Genomic DNA, 14,757 nt, shown 5'->3' on the forward strand with positions numbered 1-14,757 from the left:
ACCATGTCCGCGCGCCTGCTCTATGTAATGGACCCGATGTGTTCCTGGTGCTGGGGCTTCGCCCCGGTGGCGCAGGCGCTGGTTGAGCAGGCCCGGGCGGCCGGGGTGGAATTGCACCTGGTGGTGGGCGGCTTGCGCACCGGCAGCGGCGCGGCGCTGGAGCCGACCACCCGGCGCTATATCCTCGAACACTGGCAGGCGGTGACTGACGCCACCGGCCAGACGTTCAAGCGCGAAGGCGCATTGCCCGATGGGTTTGTCTATGACACCGAGCCTGCGTGCCGTGCCATTGTCACGGCGCGCAGCCTGGCGCCCGATTGCGCCTGGAAGCTGTTGGGGCTGATCCAGCATGCGTTCTATGTAGAGGGCCGCGACGTCACCAACGCCCATGTGCTGGTGGAACTGGCCGAGCAGGCCGGCATTCCGCGTATCGAGTTTGCCGGCGAGTTCGACCGCGCCGAGCAGCACGCGGCCACGGCCGCCGATTTCACGTGGGTACAGGACCTGGGCATTGCAGGTTTTCCGACCTTGCTGGCCGAGCGCAATGGTCAGTTGGCCTTGCTGACCAATGGTTATCAGCCGCTGTCCGAGTTGTCGCCTTTGCTGGGGCGATGGCTGGAGCGAACCCCCTGTGCATGATCAACCCGACACGCCTGAATCAACGCGCACCGACCGCCTGACCTGGGCGGAAATTCGCCGCCTGGCCTTGCGTCACAAGAAATCCCTGTGGGTCGCCAACAGCGTCGCCGTGCTCGCGACCCTGTGCAGTGTCCCCATCCCGTTGCTGTTACCGCTGCTGGTCGATGAAGTGCTGCTGGGCCATGGCGATGCCGCGCTCAAGGTGATGAACCACGCCTTGCCGCTGGGCTGGCAGAAGGCCGCCGGCTATATCGGCCTGATGCTGCTGGTAACCCTGACCCTGCGCTGCGGCGCGCTGGTATTCAACGTGGTGCAGGCGCGGCTGTTTGCGCGATTGGCCAAGGACATCGTGTACCGCATCCGCGTGCGCCTGATCGAACGGCTCAAGCGCATCTCCCTGGGCGAGTACGAAAGCCTGGGCAGCGGCACGGTGACGACCCATCTGGTCACCGACCTGGACACCCTGGACAAATTCGTCGGCGAAACCCTCAGCCGCTTTCTGGTGGCGATGCTGACCCTGGTCGGCACCTCGGCCATCCTGATGTGGATGCATTGGCAACTGGCATTGCTGATCCTGCTGTTCAACCCGTTGGTGATCTACGCCACGGTGCAGTTGGGCAAGCGCGTCAAGCACCTGAAGAAACTGGAAAACGACAGCACCTCGCGGTTCACCCAGGCGCTGACCGAAACCCTGGATGCCATCCAGGAAGTGCGCGCCGGCAACCGTCAGGGCTTTTTCCTCGGGCGCCTGGGCCAGCGCGCCCAGGAAGTGCGGGACTACGCCATTCACTCGCAATGGAAAACCGACGCTTCCAGCCGAGCCAGTGGCTTGCTGTTCCAGTTCGGCATCGACATTTTCCGCGCAGCGGCGATGCTCACCGTGCTGTTTTCCGACCTGTCCATCGGCCAGATGCTGGCGGTGTTCAGCTACCTGTGGTTCATGATCGGCCCGGTGGAGCAATTGCTGAACCTGCAATACGCCTACTACGCGGCAGGCGGCGCGTTGACGCGCATCAACGAGCTGCTGGCCCGCGCCGACGAGCCGCAATATGCCGGAGGCGCCGACCCCTTCACCGGGCGTGCAACCGTCGGCATCGAAGTGCGCGGCCTGGACTTCGGCTACGGCGAGGACCTGGTGCTCGACCAATTGAACCTGGCCATCGCACCGGGCGAAAAGGTGGCGATTGTGGGCGCCAGCGGCGGCGGGAAAAGTACCCTGGTGCAACTGTTGCTGGGCCTCTACACACCCCAGGCCGGCAGCATTCGTTTTGGCGGCGCGACCCAGCAGGAAATCGGCCTGGCAACCATTCGTGAAAACGTCGCGGTGGTGCTGCAACACCCGGCGCTGTTCAACGATACCGTGCGCGCCAACCTGACGATGGGTCGCGAGCGGACGGATCAGGCGTGCTGGCAGGCACTGGAAATCGCCCAGTTGGAGGCTACCGTCAAGGCACTGCCGTTGGGCCTGGACAGCGTAGTGGGCCGTTCCGGTGTGCGCTTTTCCGGTGGCCAACGGCAACGCCTGGCCATCGCGCGCATGGTATTGGCCGAGCCCAAGGTGGTGATTCTGGATGAAGCCACCTCGGCGCTGGACGCGGCCACCGAATACAATCTGCATCAGGCGCTGGCGCGGTTTCTCAGCGGGCGTACTACACTGATCATCGCCCACCGGCTTTCAGCGGTGAAACAGGCTGATCGGGTGTTGGTATTCGATGGCGGGCGTATTGCCGAGGATGGCGACCATCAGCAGTTGATTGCCGACGGCGGCCTGTACGCCAAATTGTATGGACACTTGCAACAAGTGCGGTGATTTAGCTTAGGCTGTGCGATCGGGAGCGGATTTTCGCGTGCGTATTGAGCTGTGCATGTGCAAGGGACTTCATGAAGCAAAAGCGGACTCTCGGAACGCCACGCCTGCTGGGCATTGTCTGGCCCTTTATTGCCGTTGTGCTGTTCCAGGCATTGTTAGGCTGCGTCAGTCTCTACGTGCTCTCGGCGGTGCGTGGCTATGTGGCTGGCGAAAGCCTCTGGTCCAAGGGCCAGAAGGATGCCATCTACTACCTGACCCTCTACGCCGATAACCGCGAAGCGGCGACCTACCTCAAATATCAGCAGGCCATTGCGGTGCCGCAAGGCGGGCATGAACTGCGCATCGCGCTGGACCGGCCCACCCCGGATATCGCCGCCGCACGCCAGGGCATCATCAAGGGCGGCAACCACCCGGACGACGTCTCCAGCCTGATCTGGCTGTACCTCAACTTTCGCCACTTCAGCTACCTGGAAAAAGCCATCGAACTGTGGACGGTGGGCGACGGCTACTTGCTGCAACTGGACGACCTTGCCCGGGAAATGCACGGCGCGATTGCCGCTGACCGGGTCAATGCTGACGATGTGCGCCTGTGGAAGGCGCGCATCACGGCCATCAACGAAGGCGTGACGCCGGCGGCCAAGGCGTTCAGTGATGCGTTGGGTGAAGGGTCACGGATGATCCTGCGCCTGTTGTTGATCACCAACCTGGCCACGGCCCTGGGCCTGATCGTCCTGGCGCTGTTGCGCACGCACAAGTTACTGGCCCAGCGCCATGCGTTTGCCGATGCCCTGCAGGCAGAGAAGGAGCGGGCGCAGATCACCCTCGAATCGATTGGCGACGGCGTGATCACCACCGACGTGGACGGTGCGATTGCCTATATGAACCCCGCCGCCGAAGCGCTGACCCACTGGAAGTCGGCCCAGGCCCAGGGCCTGCCGCTGGCGGCGTTGTTCAAGTTGCTGGATGAAAACGCTGAACCGGACGGCTTCACCCTGATCGAGCACATCATCAAGGGCGAGCTGAGTGGTGGCAGCGGACATTCCAAGTTGATCCAGCGCCTGGACGGCAGCACCGTCTCCGTGACCCTGGTTGGCGCGCCGATTCGCAACGCCGGCAAGGTCACTGGTGCGGTGCTGGTGCTGCATGACATGACCCAGGAGCGCCAGTACATCGCCAACCTTTCCTGGCAGGCGACCCACGACGCCTTGACCGGCCTGGCCAACCGGCGTGAATTCGAATACCGCCTGGAGCAGGTGCTGCAGCAGGTGGCCCGCCAGCAAAACGGCCGCCATGCCTTGATGTTCCTCGACCTGGACCAGTTCAAGCTGGTCAACGACACCTGCGGCCACGCCGCGGGCGACGAGTTGCTGCGACACATTTGCGCGCTGCTGCAATCGGACCTGCGTGAAGGCGATACCCTGGCGCGGCTGGGCGGCGATGAGTTCGGCATCCTGCTGGAGAACTGCCCGGCGCCGGTGGCCGAGAAGATCGCCGAGAGCCTGCGCCACACCGTGCAGAGCCTGCATTTTGTGTGGAAGGGCCGACCGTTCATGACCACCGTCAGCATCGGCCTGGTGAATATCTCGCACGCGCCCACCACCCTGGAAACGTCGCTGCGCGCCGCCGACATGGCGTGCTACATGGCCAAGGAAAAAGGGCGCAATCGGGTGCAGGTGTATCACGCCGATGACTCGGAGTTGTCCCTGCGCTTTGGCGAGATGGCCTGGGTGCAGCGCCTGCACATGGCGCTGGAAGAGAATCGGTTTTGCCTGTACTCCCAGGAAATTTCGCCCCTGGGGCATACCGAAGCGGGCAATGGGCACGTCGAAATTCTCCTGCGCCTGCACGACGAGGCGGGTCGAATCATATTGCCCGACAGTTTTATTCCGGCGGCCGAGCGTTACGGCTTGATGACTTCCCTGGACCGCTGGGTGGTGGAGAACGTATTCAAGATCATCGCGCGTTGCATGTATGAGCGTCCGGGCCGGCCCATGGCCATGTGTGCGATTAATCTGTCAGGAATAACCATTGGCGATGACGATTTTCTCGGGTTTTTACGTGAGAAATTCGACACTTACAGCATTCCGCCGGAAATGATTTGTTTTGAAATAACTGAAACCAGCGCGATCGCCAATTTAGGCAGCGCGATTCGTTTTATTAATGAACTCAAAGCCTTAGGTTGCCATTTTTCCCTGGATGACTTTTGTGCCGGAATGTCCTCGTTCGCTTATCTCAAACATTTACCTGTAGACTTCTTGAAGATCGATGGAAGTTTCGTAAAGGATATGCTGGACGACCCGATTAACCGCGCCATGGTCGAAGTGATCAACCACATCGGCCATGTCATGGGTAAGCGCACAATTGCCGAGTTTGTTGAAACGTCGCAGATCGAACAGGCGTTACTTGAGATAGGTGTGGACTACGCTCAAGGCTATCTGATTGAACGTCCGCAGTTGTTTACCTTTGATAGTCTGCAGTGCAGACCTGTGCGGCCGCAGCCCCTGTTATTCAAGGCGCCCGGCACATTCCGCTGAAACTTTGCTGGTCTGTACATCACACTTAAAAAGGAGCCTTACAGTGATCGACACATTCAACAGAACCGGCCCGCTTATGGAAGCCTCCAGTTACCCAGCCTGGGCCCAGCAATTGATCCAGGACTGTAGCGAGAGCAAGCGTCGGGTTGTCGAACACGAACTGTACCAACGCATGCGTGATAACACGCTCAGCGCCAAGACCATGCGCCACTACCTGATCGGTGGCTGGCCCGTGGTGGAGCAGTTTGCCTTGTACATGGCACAGAACCTCACCAAGACCAAGTTTGCCCGTCATCCCGGGGAGGACATGGCGCGACGCTGGCTGATGCGCAATATTCGCGTTGAATTGAACCACGCCGATTATTGGGTGCACTGGGCGCGTGCCCACGGGGTCAGCCTTGAAGAACTGCAGGCACAGGAAGTGCCACCGGAGTTGCACGCATTGAGTCATTGGTGCTGGCACACCAGCTCGGCTGATTCGTTGATCGTTGCGATTGCCGCCACCAACTACGCCATCGAGGGCGCGACGGGGGAGTGGTCCGCCGTGGTCTGTTCCACCGGCGTGTATGCCGCCGCCTTCCCCGAGGAAGAGCGCAAGCGCGCGATGAAGTGGCTGAAGATGCACGCCCAGTATGATGACGCGCACCCTTGGGAGGCCCTGGAAATCATTTGCACATTGGCCGGCAACCACCCAAGCAAGGCCCTGCAGGTGGAGTTGCGCCAGGCGGTCTGCAAGAGCTACGACTATATGTATCTGTTCCTGGAAAGCTGCATGCGCCTGGAGCAAGAGAAAGACAAGGCCCCCGCACTCGTTCGCGAGCGCCAGGCTCGCGTTGCCAGCGAGGCGTGACGCACAGGCAATGGCGGGGGTTCACCCCGCCATTGCCAAGCGATTACGGCCTGCGCGCTTGGCCACGTACAAGGCATTGTCGGCCCGGCGCAGCAGGCTTTCAGCCGACTCTGCCGCCAGTAACGTCGAGCAGCCCAGGCTTACCGTCAACTCGACCCGCGTACCCTCCACCCAATAATCATGAGCTTGTGCCGCCTGGCGCAGGCGCTCGCCGACCATTCGCGCCGCATCGCGACCGGTGTTGGAGAGCAGGATCAGAAACTCTTCCCCGCCGAACCGAAACACCATGTCCACGTTGCGCAACTGGCCTTTGATCTGCGCAGCCACGGCACGCAATACGCTGTCGCCAGCGGTGTGGCCATGGGTGTCATTGACCTTCTTGAAGTGATCGATGTCCAGCATCAACAGCGACAGCGGGTGCATGTGCCGCCGCGCCATGTCAATTTCCCGTTGCAGGGTCTGGTCCATGGCGATGCGATTGCCGGTTTCGGTCAACGGATCGCGCAGGGCACTGCGGGTGGCGGCGCGGTAGAGCAGGGCGTTGCGCATTGGGTAGAGCAACGTTGCGAGCAAGGATTCGAGCTGGCCCAGCTCCTCTTCCGTGAAGCGTTGGTTGCGACGGAATACCAGCTCGCCCAAGTGCTCGCCCTCATGGCTCAAGGTGTAGCTCACCGAATGATGGCCGCGATGGCCGAACTCCAGGCGCAGGTCGCTGATTTCGTAGCGGTATTGCAGGGCATCCAGTGGCACCAGGCGTTGCACCTCACGGAAGAACAAGCCGAGGATGCGTTCCGGTTCCAGGCTGGTTTGCAATTGCTGGCTCAGTTGCTGGCGAAGCTCACCGAGGGTGGCGGGGCGATGTGGACGAAGGGATGGCTGACCAAATCCCAGGCGTTGCAATTTGGCACTGTCAAAGTCAATTGCATTGGTCTGGGTGGGCGTTTTCATGCGTGGGCGGCCTCTAAGCTCTTGACTGTCTTACAGGCGGATGAGAGTGGCACGTGCCAAGCGTCTTACTGTTTCAGTTCCGTAAAACTTGGAAACAGCTTAAACCGCTTTGTGCCTGGTATAAGCCCGAGGCACCGCCACACATCTTGTCCCATCGCTCACCTGTTTGAGTGGGATTAGAGCCAGATTCGTGCCAAATCGTTTGATTTTTTAAATAGCTATATAAATCAATTGACTGCCTTTTTTTGAAAAGCAGAGGACGACCAGCCGCGTCATTTTCCTGGCTAAGGGCTGAGTGAGGATTACACCAGCGTGGAGCGGTCGATCTGCGCGATAGAGGTGACGCCTGTCAGCGTCATCGCCACGCGCATTTCCTTGGCGAAAATTTCCAGCAGGTTTTCCACGCCATGCTGGCCGTCTGCGGCCAGCGCATACACAGTGGAGCGCCCCAACAGGCAGGCCTTGGCGCCGAGCGCGAGCATGCGTACCACATCGAGCCCGGAACGAATGCCGGAATCCACCAGCACGGTGAGGTCATCGCCGACAGCCTCGGCAATCGGCGGCAGGGCTTTGGCGGTAGACAGCACGCCATCGAGCTGGCGACCGCCATGGTTGGAGACTACGATACCGTCGGCGCCGAAACTTACCGCATCCTTGGCATCCTGGGGGTCCAGAATGCCTTTGATGATCATCGGGCCCTTCCAGAAGTCGCGAATCCACTCCAGGTCTTTCCAACTGATCGACGGGTCGAAGTTATTGGCCAGCCAGCCAATGTAGTCTTCCAGATGCGTGGGTTTGCCCAGGTACCTGGAAATATTGCCGAGGTCGTGGGGGCGGCCCATCAAACCCACGTCGAACGCCCATTGTGGCTTGGTCATGGCTTGCAGCATCCGCCGTTGCGCCGCATACGGCCCGGACATGCCCGAATGCGCATCACGGTAACGCGCCCCTGGGGTCGGCATGTCCACGGTGAACACCAGTGTGGTAACGCCCGCTGCCTGCGCCCGCTCCAGGGCATTGCGCATAAAGCCGCGATCTTTGAGCACATACAACTGGAACCAGATCGCCTGCGGGCTTTGCGATGCGACTTCCTCAATCGGGCACACCGACACCGTGGACAGGCAGAAAGGCACGCCTTTGTTCGCCGCCGCCTTGGCCGCTTGCACTTCACCGCGCCGCGCATACATGCCGGTCAAGCCGACCGGGCTGAGGATAATCGGCATGGCCTGTTCCTGGCCGAACAGCGTGGTCTTCAAACTCAGGCTATCGACATTGCGCAAGACGCGCTGGCGCAAGCTGATCTCGGCCAGGTCCGAACTGTTGGCGCGCAGCGTGTGTTCGGCGTACGCGCCGCCATCGATATAGTCGAATAAAAAGCGCGGCAACCTGCGCTTGGCGGCGGCGCGGTAATCGGATGCGGACGAAATAATCATGAAGATGGGCTCCACTCGGCAAAGTGCTACACCATAAGCAAAGTTCTGGCATGATAAAAACAACTTTTATCGCTGCTATCCAGTCGCAAAAGGAATACTGATGAACCTGCGAACACTGCGGGCTTTTGTCGAAGTGGTGCGCCAGGGAGGTTTTTCCCAGGCGGCCGAGGTGGTGTCCCTGACCCAGTCCACGGTCAGCAAGGCGGTCAAGACCCTCGAGGAAGAGTTGGGCACACCGCTGCTAAATCGGCTCGGTCACAAGAACGAACTCACCGCGGCCGGCGAAATTGCCTACCGCCGCGCCCTGGTGCTGCTTGCCGAACACCACGACCTGATGGTGGAGATCAACGACCTGCGCGGCTTCAAGCGCGGCGTTCTGCGCATCGGCCTGCCGCCGGTGGGTTGCGGCGTATTGTTTGCGGCAATGTTCGCCACCTACCGCACGCGCTACCCCGACATCGACATCGAACTCACCGAATACGGCAGCAAAAAACTGCGCGAATGCCTGGAAGCGGGGGAGGTCGACCTGGCGGCCCTGCTGCTGCCGGTGGATGAAGGTTTCGACTACCAGCCGGTGCGCAACGAACCGCTGATCGCCGTATTGCCAATCAGCCACCCCTTGGCACGCCGCAAACGCATCGACTTCACCGACCTGGCGGACTCACCATTCATCCTGTTCGAAGCCGGCTTCGCCCTCAACGCGAAAATCCTCGCCGCCTGCGAACGCAAGGGCGTTGTGCCAAAGGTGACCGCACGTAGCGGGCAGATCGACTTCATCGTCGATCTGGTCGCTGCCGGCCTGGGCGTCGCCTTTCTGCCGCGGATGCTGGCGCACAAGCACCAACACGCCGGCATCGCGTTGATCCCCTTGAACGAACCCCACACCGACTGGCACATCGCCCTGGCCTGGCGGGCCAGCGCCCACCTGCCCCCGGCAGCGCGTGCGTGGCTGGAACTGGCCAGGGAGCAGGCGGTTTCGACCGGTCATCCCGGTCAGTCGTGAAGAAGGTCAGAGGAGGCTTGACTTCTTCTTTTTAATCAGTAACATACGGCGCATTCCGCGATAGCTCAGTTGGTAGAGCAAATGACTGTTAATCATTGGGTCCCTGGTTCGAGTCCAGGTCGTGGAGCCAGATAGAGAAAAGCCTGCAGAAATGCAGGCTTTTTTTTGCGTGGAATTTGACTTGGCCGTCGACGATCACAGCGATGATCATCAGTTTGATCCTGTGCAGCGTCATACGGCCTCACTTGCCACCAGTCTCGACGATTGCCTCTTCGAGAACTCCCGGAACATGATGCGTTCCCCATAACCAAAATATCCACTTCCCTATGAAGCAGCGTTGCGATGGGGCGGGGCAGTTGCGGCGGCGATATCCCAAGTCAGCATGAGCTGGCTGATGGCCGCATCGATAACGGCATGGGGGACGTTGTCCCGCGCCTGTATCGATACACCTTGCAGGAAACTGTCGAACACCGTCGCCATCGCCGCTGCATGAAGGGTGTCCGGCAGGTATCCGTCATTGATTGCGCGTTCAACACACGCCACGATCCCCGCCCGCGTGCGTGCCCGTGACTGGGTCAGCGCATCCGCCACGCGGGCGTTCTCGGAGCTCGGCGCGCTCATCACACCGAGTGTCACCATGCAGCCCTTGGGGTGGCCGTTGTCACACTGCATGCGCGCCGACTGGCGCAGTGCGGTCTCGATGGCTTGGCGCGGTGGCAGGGCTTCGTCCCAAAGGCATGCGGTGACTTGGGCGTAGGTCGCCAGATAACGTTGCACGCACTCATCGAACAGCGCCTCTTTGGAACCGAATGCTGCATAAAAACTCGGCGCGGAGATGCCGCCACCCAGGCCGGCCTTGAGCTGGGCGAGCGACGTGGCGTCGTAACCGTGTTGCCAGAACAGGTGCATGGCCTGTTCCACGGCCTGTTCCCGGTCGAAGGTACGGGGGCGGCCCATTTGTGCCATAGCGAGAGTCCTCTGGATAGCTACATAAATACTAGTCGATACATAAGTCGTTGACAACGGCCTGCGCCCGCCTGCAACATTTGTATCGATCAGTATTTAAGTCAGCCTGCGGAGTTTCCCCATGACCCCCTCACCCAGTTTATCGGCGCCATCCGAGCGTCTGCCCATCGGTGCCTTGCTCGCCCTGGCCATGACCGGCTTCATCTGCATCGTCACTGAAACGCTGCCCGCGGGCCTGTTGCCGTTAATCAGCGAGGGCCTGGCGATCTCACCGTCCATGGCCGGGCAAATGGTCACCGCCTATGCGCTGGGCTCGATGCTGGCGGTGATACCCATGACTATCGCCACCCGTGGCTGGCGTCGACGCAAAGTGCTGTTGCTCACCATTGTCGGTTTCCTCCTGTTCAATTCGATTACTGCGCTGTCGTCCCAGTATGGTGTCACGCTGATGGCGCGCTTTTTTGCCGGCGTGGCGGCAGGGTTGGCCTGGAGCCTGCTGGCCGGTTATGCGCGGCGCATGGTCGCGCCCGGGCAACAGGGTAAAGCGCTGGCATTGGCGATGGTGGGTACGCCGATTGCGCTGTCCTTGGGGGTGCCGCTGGGTACCTGGCTCGGTGGGTGCCTGGGCTGGCGGACGACGTTTGGCCTGATGTCGGCGCTGACGTTGGGATTGATCGTGTGGGTACTGGTGAAAGTCCCGGATTACCCGCCGCAGCCCGCGCACCAGCGTCTCTCCCTCGGCAAGGTGTTGATCACCCCCGGAGTACGGCCGGTGTTGGCCGTGGTGATCAGTTGGATGCTTGCCCATAACATTTTGTATACCTACATCGCCCCCTTCCTGGCACCGGCCGGGCTGGCGCAGCGGGTGGACCTGGTGCTGTTGGTGTTCGGCGTTGCCGCGTTGGCGGGCATCTGGTTGACCGCCAGGTTGGTCGAGCCAATGTTGCGCAAGACGGTATTGGTGAGCCTGGCGACCTTTGCGGCGATAAGTGCGGTATTCGGCTTTCTAGGCAACCAGCCGCAGGTGATCTACCTCGGCGTAGCGGTCTGGGGTTTGAGTTTCGGCGGCGCCGCCACCTTACTGCAAACCGCCCTGGCCGATGCCGCGGGTGATGGTGCGGATGTCGCGCTGTCGCTGAATGTCGTGGCGTGGAACAGCGCGATTGCCGGCAGCGGAGTGGTGGGGGGCGTGCTGCTTGACCGTTGGGGTGTGGCCTCGTTTGCGTGGGTAATGCTGTTGTTGGCGGGCGTGGCGCTGGTGATCGCCTGGTCGGCGCATGCCCATGGCTTCAAACCGGGACGGCGGTCTGCCGATGGGCCTGCGGCGGTGGGGCACTGAGTTAAGCCAGCTTCACATTCATGGTGATGTGGGCCGTGAACACTTTGACGCCGCCCTCATCAAAAACCTCCACCGGCACACGCTTGTCCCCGGCCGTTTGCCAGTCGATGGCACTGCCATCGGCGACCGCGCGGATGCTGGTTTTCGCCTTGGCCAGGTATTCCACGGTCATGCCTTTGGGTATCCAGCGTGCGCCAGGGGGAATGGACGCATCGGTCATCATTCCGCCGGCCAGCTCGGCGGCGTTGCACAGGGCAATCGCGTGCACCGACGCCAGATGGTTGGTGATTTCCTTGCGAAACGGCACGTTGACCACCGCGTGGTTGGGGCGCAACTCAGCGATCTCGGGCGTGATCGTGCTGAAGTACGGTGCCATTTGGCAGGCCAGGTTGCTGAACGCGGCAGGGCCTACGCTGTTGAACATGCTGAGTGCTTGGCTCATTGGATATCCTCGTTAGTGGGTTACAGAATAATATTCTGTAACGGAACAATATTCCGTTATTTTGATGCATGTCAAGCCACGCTTTCACTGCCGCCCGCAGAACCTATAGACTCTTTTCATTTGGCGTCCCTGTGCATGCATTCCATCGACCTTATCGAGCGCACCTTCCCCGGCAGGCGCAGCGACCTCAAGCGCACCATCCTGCGCGAGGCGCTGGCGTGCTTTAACGAGGCAGGTATTGAAGCGACGAATATCGAAACCATCCGCGCCCGCTGCGAGACCAGCGTGGGTGCCATTTACCACCACTTCGGCAATAAAGAAGGTTTGGTCGCGGCGCTTTTCTTCGCCGCGCTCGAGGACCAGGCCAGCCTGCGCGACCGCTATCTGCAAACGGCCGATACCGCCCAGGCGGGCGTGGCCGGGCTGGTGTTCAGTTATGTCGAGTGGGTGACTGAGCAGCCGGACTGGGCGCGTTTTATGTTTCAAAGCCACTTTGCAGTGTCTAACGGCCCGTTCAAGGACGAGTTGGTTTCACGCAACAAACAACGCAATCAACGGTTGAAGGACTGGATGAGCGGGGCAGGGCGCAAGGAACAGTTCAGCCATCTGCCCGCCGAACTGATCCCCTCGTTGATCATCGGCGCGGCGCAAAGCTACTCGCGCGCCTGGTTGTCGGCGAAGGTCAAGAAGAGCCCCTGGGACTATCGTGAACTGCTGGCTGAGGCCGCGTGGCATTCGATCAGCCCAGGCGCGCAGTCATAGGCCGGTAAACTCCTGCGAGAGCGGTCGAGTTGCAGCGAGGCTGCTAAAGCGGTGGCACAGGCGTTAAACAGGCCAGCAATGCCACCGCCTGCCAGAGACCACGCTAGGTTTATACTGCCCCTCTTCAAACCAACCGAGATCCCCATGAGCACCTCTCTTTCCCTGACGCCGGCGCGCAAGCCGGTCGCGCCTTTGGTGGCCTTTATCGTCCTGGTGGCAGGCGCCTTGTTCCTGCAGAACATGGTGGGTGCCCGCCAGGTTTTGTTGCTGATCGTCGGCGCCGCGCTGGGCTTGACGCTGTACCACGCCGCCTTTGGCTTCACCTCGGCCTGGCGCGTGTTTATCAATGATCGGCGCGGCGCCGGGTTGCGCGCGCAGATGGTGATGCTGGCGGTGGCGGTGGTGCTGTTCTTCCCGGCGCTGGGCGCGGGCTCCTTGTTTGGTCAGCCTGTGGTCGGGCTGGTGGCGCCGGCCGGGGTCTCGGTGGTATTCGGGGCGTTTATCTTCGGCATCGGCATGCAGCTGGGCGGCGGTTGCGCGTCGGGCACCCTGTTTACCGTGGGCGGCGGCAACGCGCGCATGCTGGTGACCCTGCTGTTCTTTATCTGCGGTTCGTTGATCGCCACGCATCACGTCGACTGGTGGTTTGCCTTGCCGTCGTTCGCGCCGGTGTCCATCGTCAAAAGTTTCGGCGTACTGCCGGCGTTGCTTCTGAGCCTGGCCGTGTTCGCGACCATCGCGCTGGTGAGCGTGCGCCTGGAGAAGGGCCGCCATGGCCAACTCGAAACCGGCGTAACCAGCGAGCATCAAGGGCTGCGCCGCTTCCTGCGCGGGCCTTGGCCGTTGGTGTGGGGAGCGATTGGCCTGGCCTTGCTCAACTATGCCACGCTGGCCCTGGCCGGGCGGCCATGGGGCATTACTTCAGCGTTCGCGTTGTGGGGCGCCAAGGTGGCGAGTGGGTTGGGTGTAGACGTAGCCAGTTGGGCGTTCTGGCAGATGCCGGCCAACGCCAAGGCTCTGGCCGCGCCGGTTTGGGAAGACATCACCAGCGTCATGGACATCGGCATCGTGCTTGGCGCGCTGTTGGCTGCGGGCCTGGCCGGGCGTTTCGCACCGAGCTTGAAGATTCCGGCGCGTTCGTTGATCGCGGCGGTCGTCGGTGGCCTGTTGCTCGGTTATGGTTCGCGCCTGGCGTATGGCTGCAACATCGGCGCCTACTTCAGCGGCATCGCCTCGGGTAGCCTGCACGGTTGGCTGTGGCTGGTGGCGGCGTTTATCGGCAATAGCGTGGGCGTGCGCCTGCGACCGTTTTTCTTCGCGGGCGAACGGCCCCAGGTCGCCTTGAGTGGTTGCTGAGCGAGCGGTTCATATTGGCCGGCTATGTCCGAATCCGTCCTGAACCGGTCCGCCTTGGGCCTGTTGCGTAGCCGGGTGGGTCTTTACCATGGCTCGCAGCATCAGCCCCCTGAACAGCCAAAAGGACCCACCATGAGCCGCAAAGCCCTGATCGTGATCGACGCCCAGCATTCATTTCGTCATGCACCCTACTGGTCCGAAAACGACCTGCCGGATTACCTTGAAAACCAACAGGCGCTCATCGACGGCTGTGTTCAGCAAGGCATCCCGGTGGTGCAAGTTTTTCATGTGGAAGACCAAGGGCACTTTTCGATGGCATCGGGCAACGTCAAGGCATTGAGCGAGCTGTCGATCGACCCGCAATTGGTCATCCATAAGCACTACCACAGCGCCTTCGCCGGTACGCCGCTGGCCGCGCGCCTCACGGAGATGGGCGTCACCACGTTGATCATCAGCGGCATTCGTACCGAACAGTGCTGTGAAACCACCACGCGGCAGGCCTCGGACAGCGGGTTTAACGTCGACTTCGTCAGCGCGGCCACGCTGACCTTCCCGATGACCCACGCACGCAGCGGCCGGGTGTACACCCCGGCCGAGATTCGCGAGCGTACCGAGCTGGTGCTGGAAGGTCGGTTTGCACGCATCGTCACCGTCGCCCAGGCATTGGCGGGGTGA

At 61.3% G+C, this 14,757-nt stretch carries 13 protein-coding genes and 1 tRNA gene; 10 read left to right on the forward strand and 4 right to left on the reverse strand.

From position 1 onward, the window contains the following. Nucleotides 1-3 precede the first annotated feature (3 nt). The 4 genes from Q1V60_RS23120 to Q1V60_RS23135 all read left to right on the forward strand — a co-directional run bounded on the left by Q1V60_RS23120 (nt 4) and on the right by Q1V60_RS23135 (nt 5,833). Nucleotides 4-639 (forward strand): DsbA family protein, encoded by a 636-nt coding sequence (locus tag Q1V60_RS23120; RefSeq protein ID WP_300635167.1) that lies wholly within the window; start codon nt 4-6, stop codon nt 637-639. Then, the gene (locus Q1V60_RS23125) at nt 632-2,449 is read left to right on the forward strand and encodes an ABC transporter ATP-binding protein (protein ID WP_300635169.1); all 1,818 of its coding nucleotides are present in this window, start codon (nt 632-634) and stop codon (nt 2,447-2,449) included. Before Q1V60_RS23120 ends, Q1V60_RS23125 begins: the two co-directional genes overlap by 8 nt. A gap of 71 nt (nt 2,450-2,520) precedes the next feature. Next, nucleotides 2,521-4,983: an EAL domain-containing protein gene (locus tag Q1V60_RS23130; protein WP_300635171.1), complete on the forward strand. Its 2,463-nt coding sequence runs from the start codon at nt 2,521-2,523 to the stop codon at nt 4,981-4,983. 43 nt (nt 4,984-5,026) lie between these two features. Beyond that, the gene (locus Q1V60_RS23135; RefSeq protein WP_300635173.1) at nt 5,027-5,833 is read left to right on the forward strand and encodes an iron-containing redox enzyme family protein; all 807 of its coding nucleotides are present in this window, start codon (nt 5,027-5,029) and stop codon (nt 5,831-5,833) included. A 21-nt stretch (nt 5,834-5,854) separates the two neighbouring features. Here the strand turns inward: Q1V60_RS23135 and Q1V60_RS23140 are convergent, their stop codons facing one another. After that, complete coding sequence (locus Q1V60_RS23140; protein WP_300635175.1) at nt 5,855-6,781, reverse strand: GGDEF domain-containing protein; 927 nt, start codon at nt 6,779-6,781, stop codon at nt 5,855-5,857. A gap of 302 nt (nt 6,782-7,083) precedes the next feature. After that, nucleotides 7,084-8,214: an FMN-dependent L-lactate dehydrogenase LldD gene (lldD, locus tag Q1V60_RS23145; RefSeq protein WP_300635177.1), complete on the reverse strand. Its 1,131-nt coding sequence runs from the start codon at nt 8,212-8,214 to the stop codon at nt 7,084-7,086. Between the two features lie 100 nt (nt 8,215-8,314). Between lldD and Q1V60_RS23150 the strand changes: the two genes are divergently transcribed. Both Q1V60_RS23150 and Q1V60_RS23155 read left to right on the forward strand, forming a co-directional pair. Further along, nucleotides 8,315-9,217, forward strand: coding sequence for a LysR family transcriptional regulator (locus Q1V60_RS23150; RefSeq protein WP_300635179.1), 903 nt, complete (start codon nt 8,315-8,317; stop codon nt 9,215-9,217). Between the two features lie 54 nt (nt 9,218-9,271). Then, a tRNA-Asn gene (locus tag Q1V60_RS23155) sits at nt 9,272-9,347 on the forward strand. Nucleotides 9,348-9,541: 194 nt separating this feature from the next. On the opposite strand, the gene Q1V60_RS23160 is transcribed toward Q1V60_RS23155, so the two are convergent. Then, entirely contained in the window at nt 9,542-10,183 is a 642-nt protein-coding gene (locus tag Q1V60_RS23160) for a TetR/AcrR family transcriptional regulator (protein ID WP_300635181.1), read from the reverse strand. Between the two features lie 121 nt (nt 10,184-10,304). On the opposite strand from Q1V60_RS23160, the gene Q1V60_RS23165 reads away from it, so the two are divergent. Beyond that, nucleotides 10,305-11,522: an MFS transporter gene (locus tag Q1V60_RS23165; RefSeq protein ID WP_300635183.1), complete on the forward strand. Its 1,218-nt coding sequence runs from the start codon at nt 10,305-10,307 to the stop codon at nt 11,520-11,522. 1 nt (nt 11,523) lies between these two features. On the opposite strand, the gene Q1V60_RS23170 is transcribed toward Q1V60_RS23165, so the two are convergent. Next, the gene (locus Q1V60_RS23170; RefSeq protein ID WP_300635185.1) at nt 11,524-11,964 is read right to left on the reverse strand and encodes a hotdog fold domain-containing protein; all 441 of its coding nucleotides are present in this window, start codon (nt 11,962-11,964) and stop codon (nt 11,524-11,526) included. A gap of 135 nt (nt 11,965-12,099) precedes the next feature. On the opposite strand from Q1V60_RS23170, the gene Q1V60_RS23175 reads away from it, so the two are divergent. The 3 genes from Q1V60_RS23175 to Q1V60_RS23185 all read left to right on the forward strand — a co-directional run bounded on the left by Q1V60_RS23175 (nt 12,100) and on the right by Q1V60_RS23185 (nt 14,757). Continuing rightward, on the forward strand, nt 12,100-12,726 hold the full coding sequence (locus Q1V60_RS23175) for a TetR/AcrR family transcriptional regulator (protein WP_300635187.1): 627 nt from the start codon (nt 12,100-12,102) through the stop codon (nt 12,724-12,726). Nucleotides 12,727-12,870: 144 nt separating this feature from the next. Then, a complete protein-coding gene (locus tag Q1V60_RS23180) occupies nt 12,871-14,082 on the forward strand; it encodes a YeeE/YedE family protein (RefSeq protein WP_300635189.1) in 1,212 nt (403 codons plus the stop codon). Nucleotides 14,083-14,214: 132 nt separating this feature from the next. After that, nucleotides 14,215-14,757 (forward strand): isochorismatase family protein, encoded by a 543-nt coding sequence (locus Q1V60_RS23185; RefSeq protein ID WP_300635191.1) that lies wholly within the window; start codon nt 14,215-14,217, stop codon nt 14,755-14,757.

Origin of the sequence: Pseudomonas sp. (assembly GCF_030147005.1) — a bacterium.
Taxonomy (GTDB): Bacteria; Pseudomonadota; Gammaproteobacteria; order Pseudomonadales; family Pseudomonadaceae; genus Aquipseudomonas.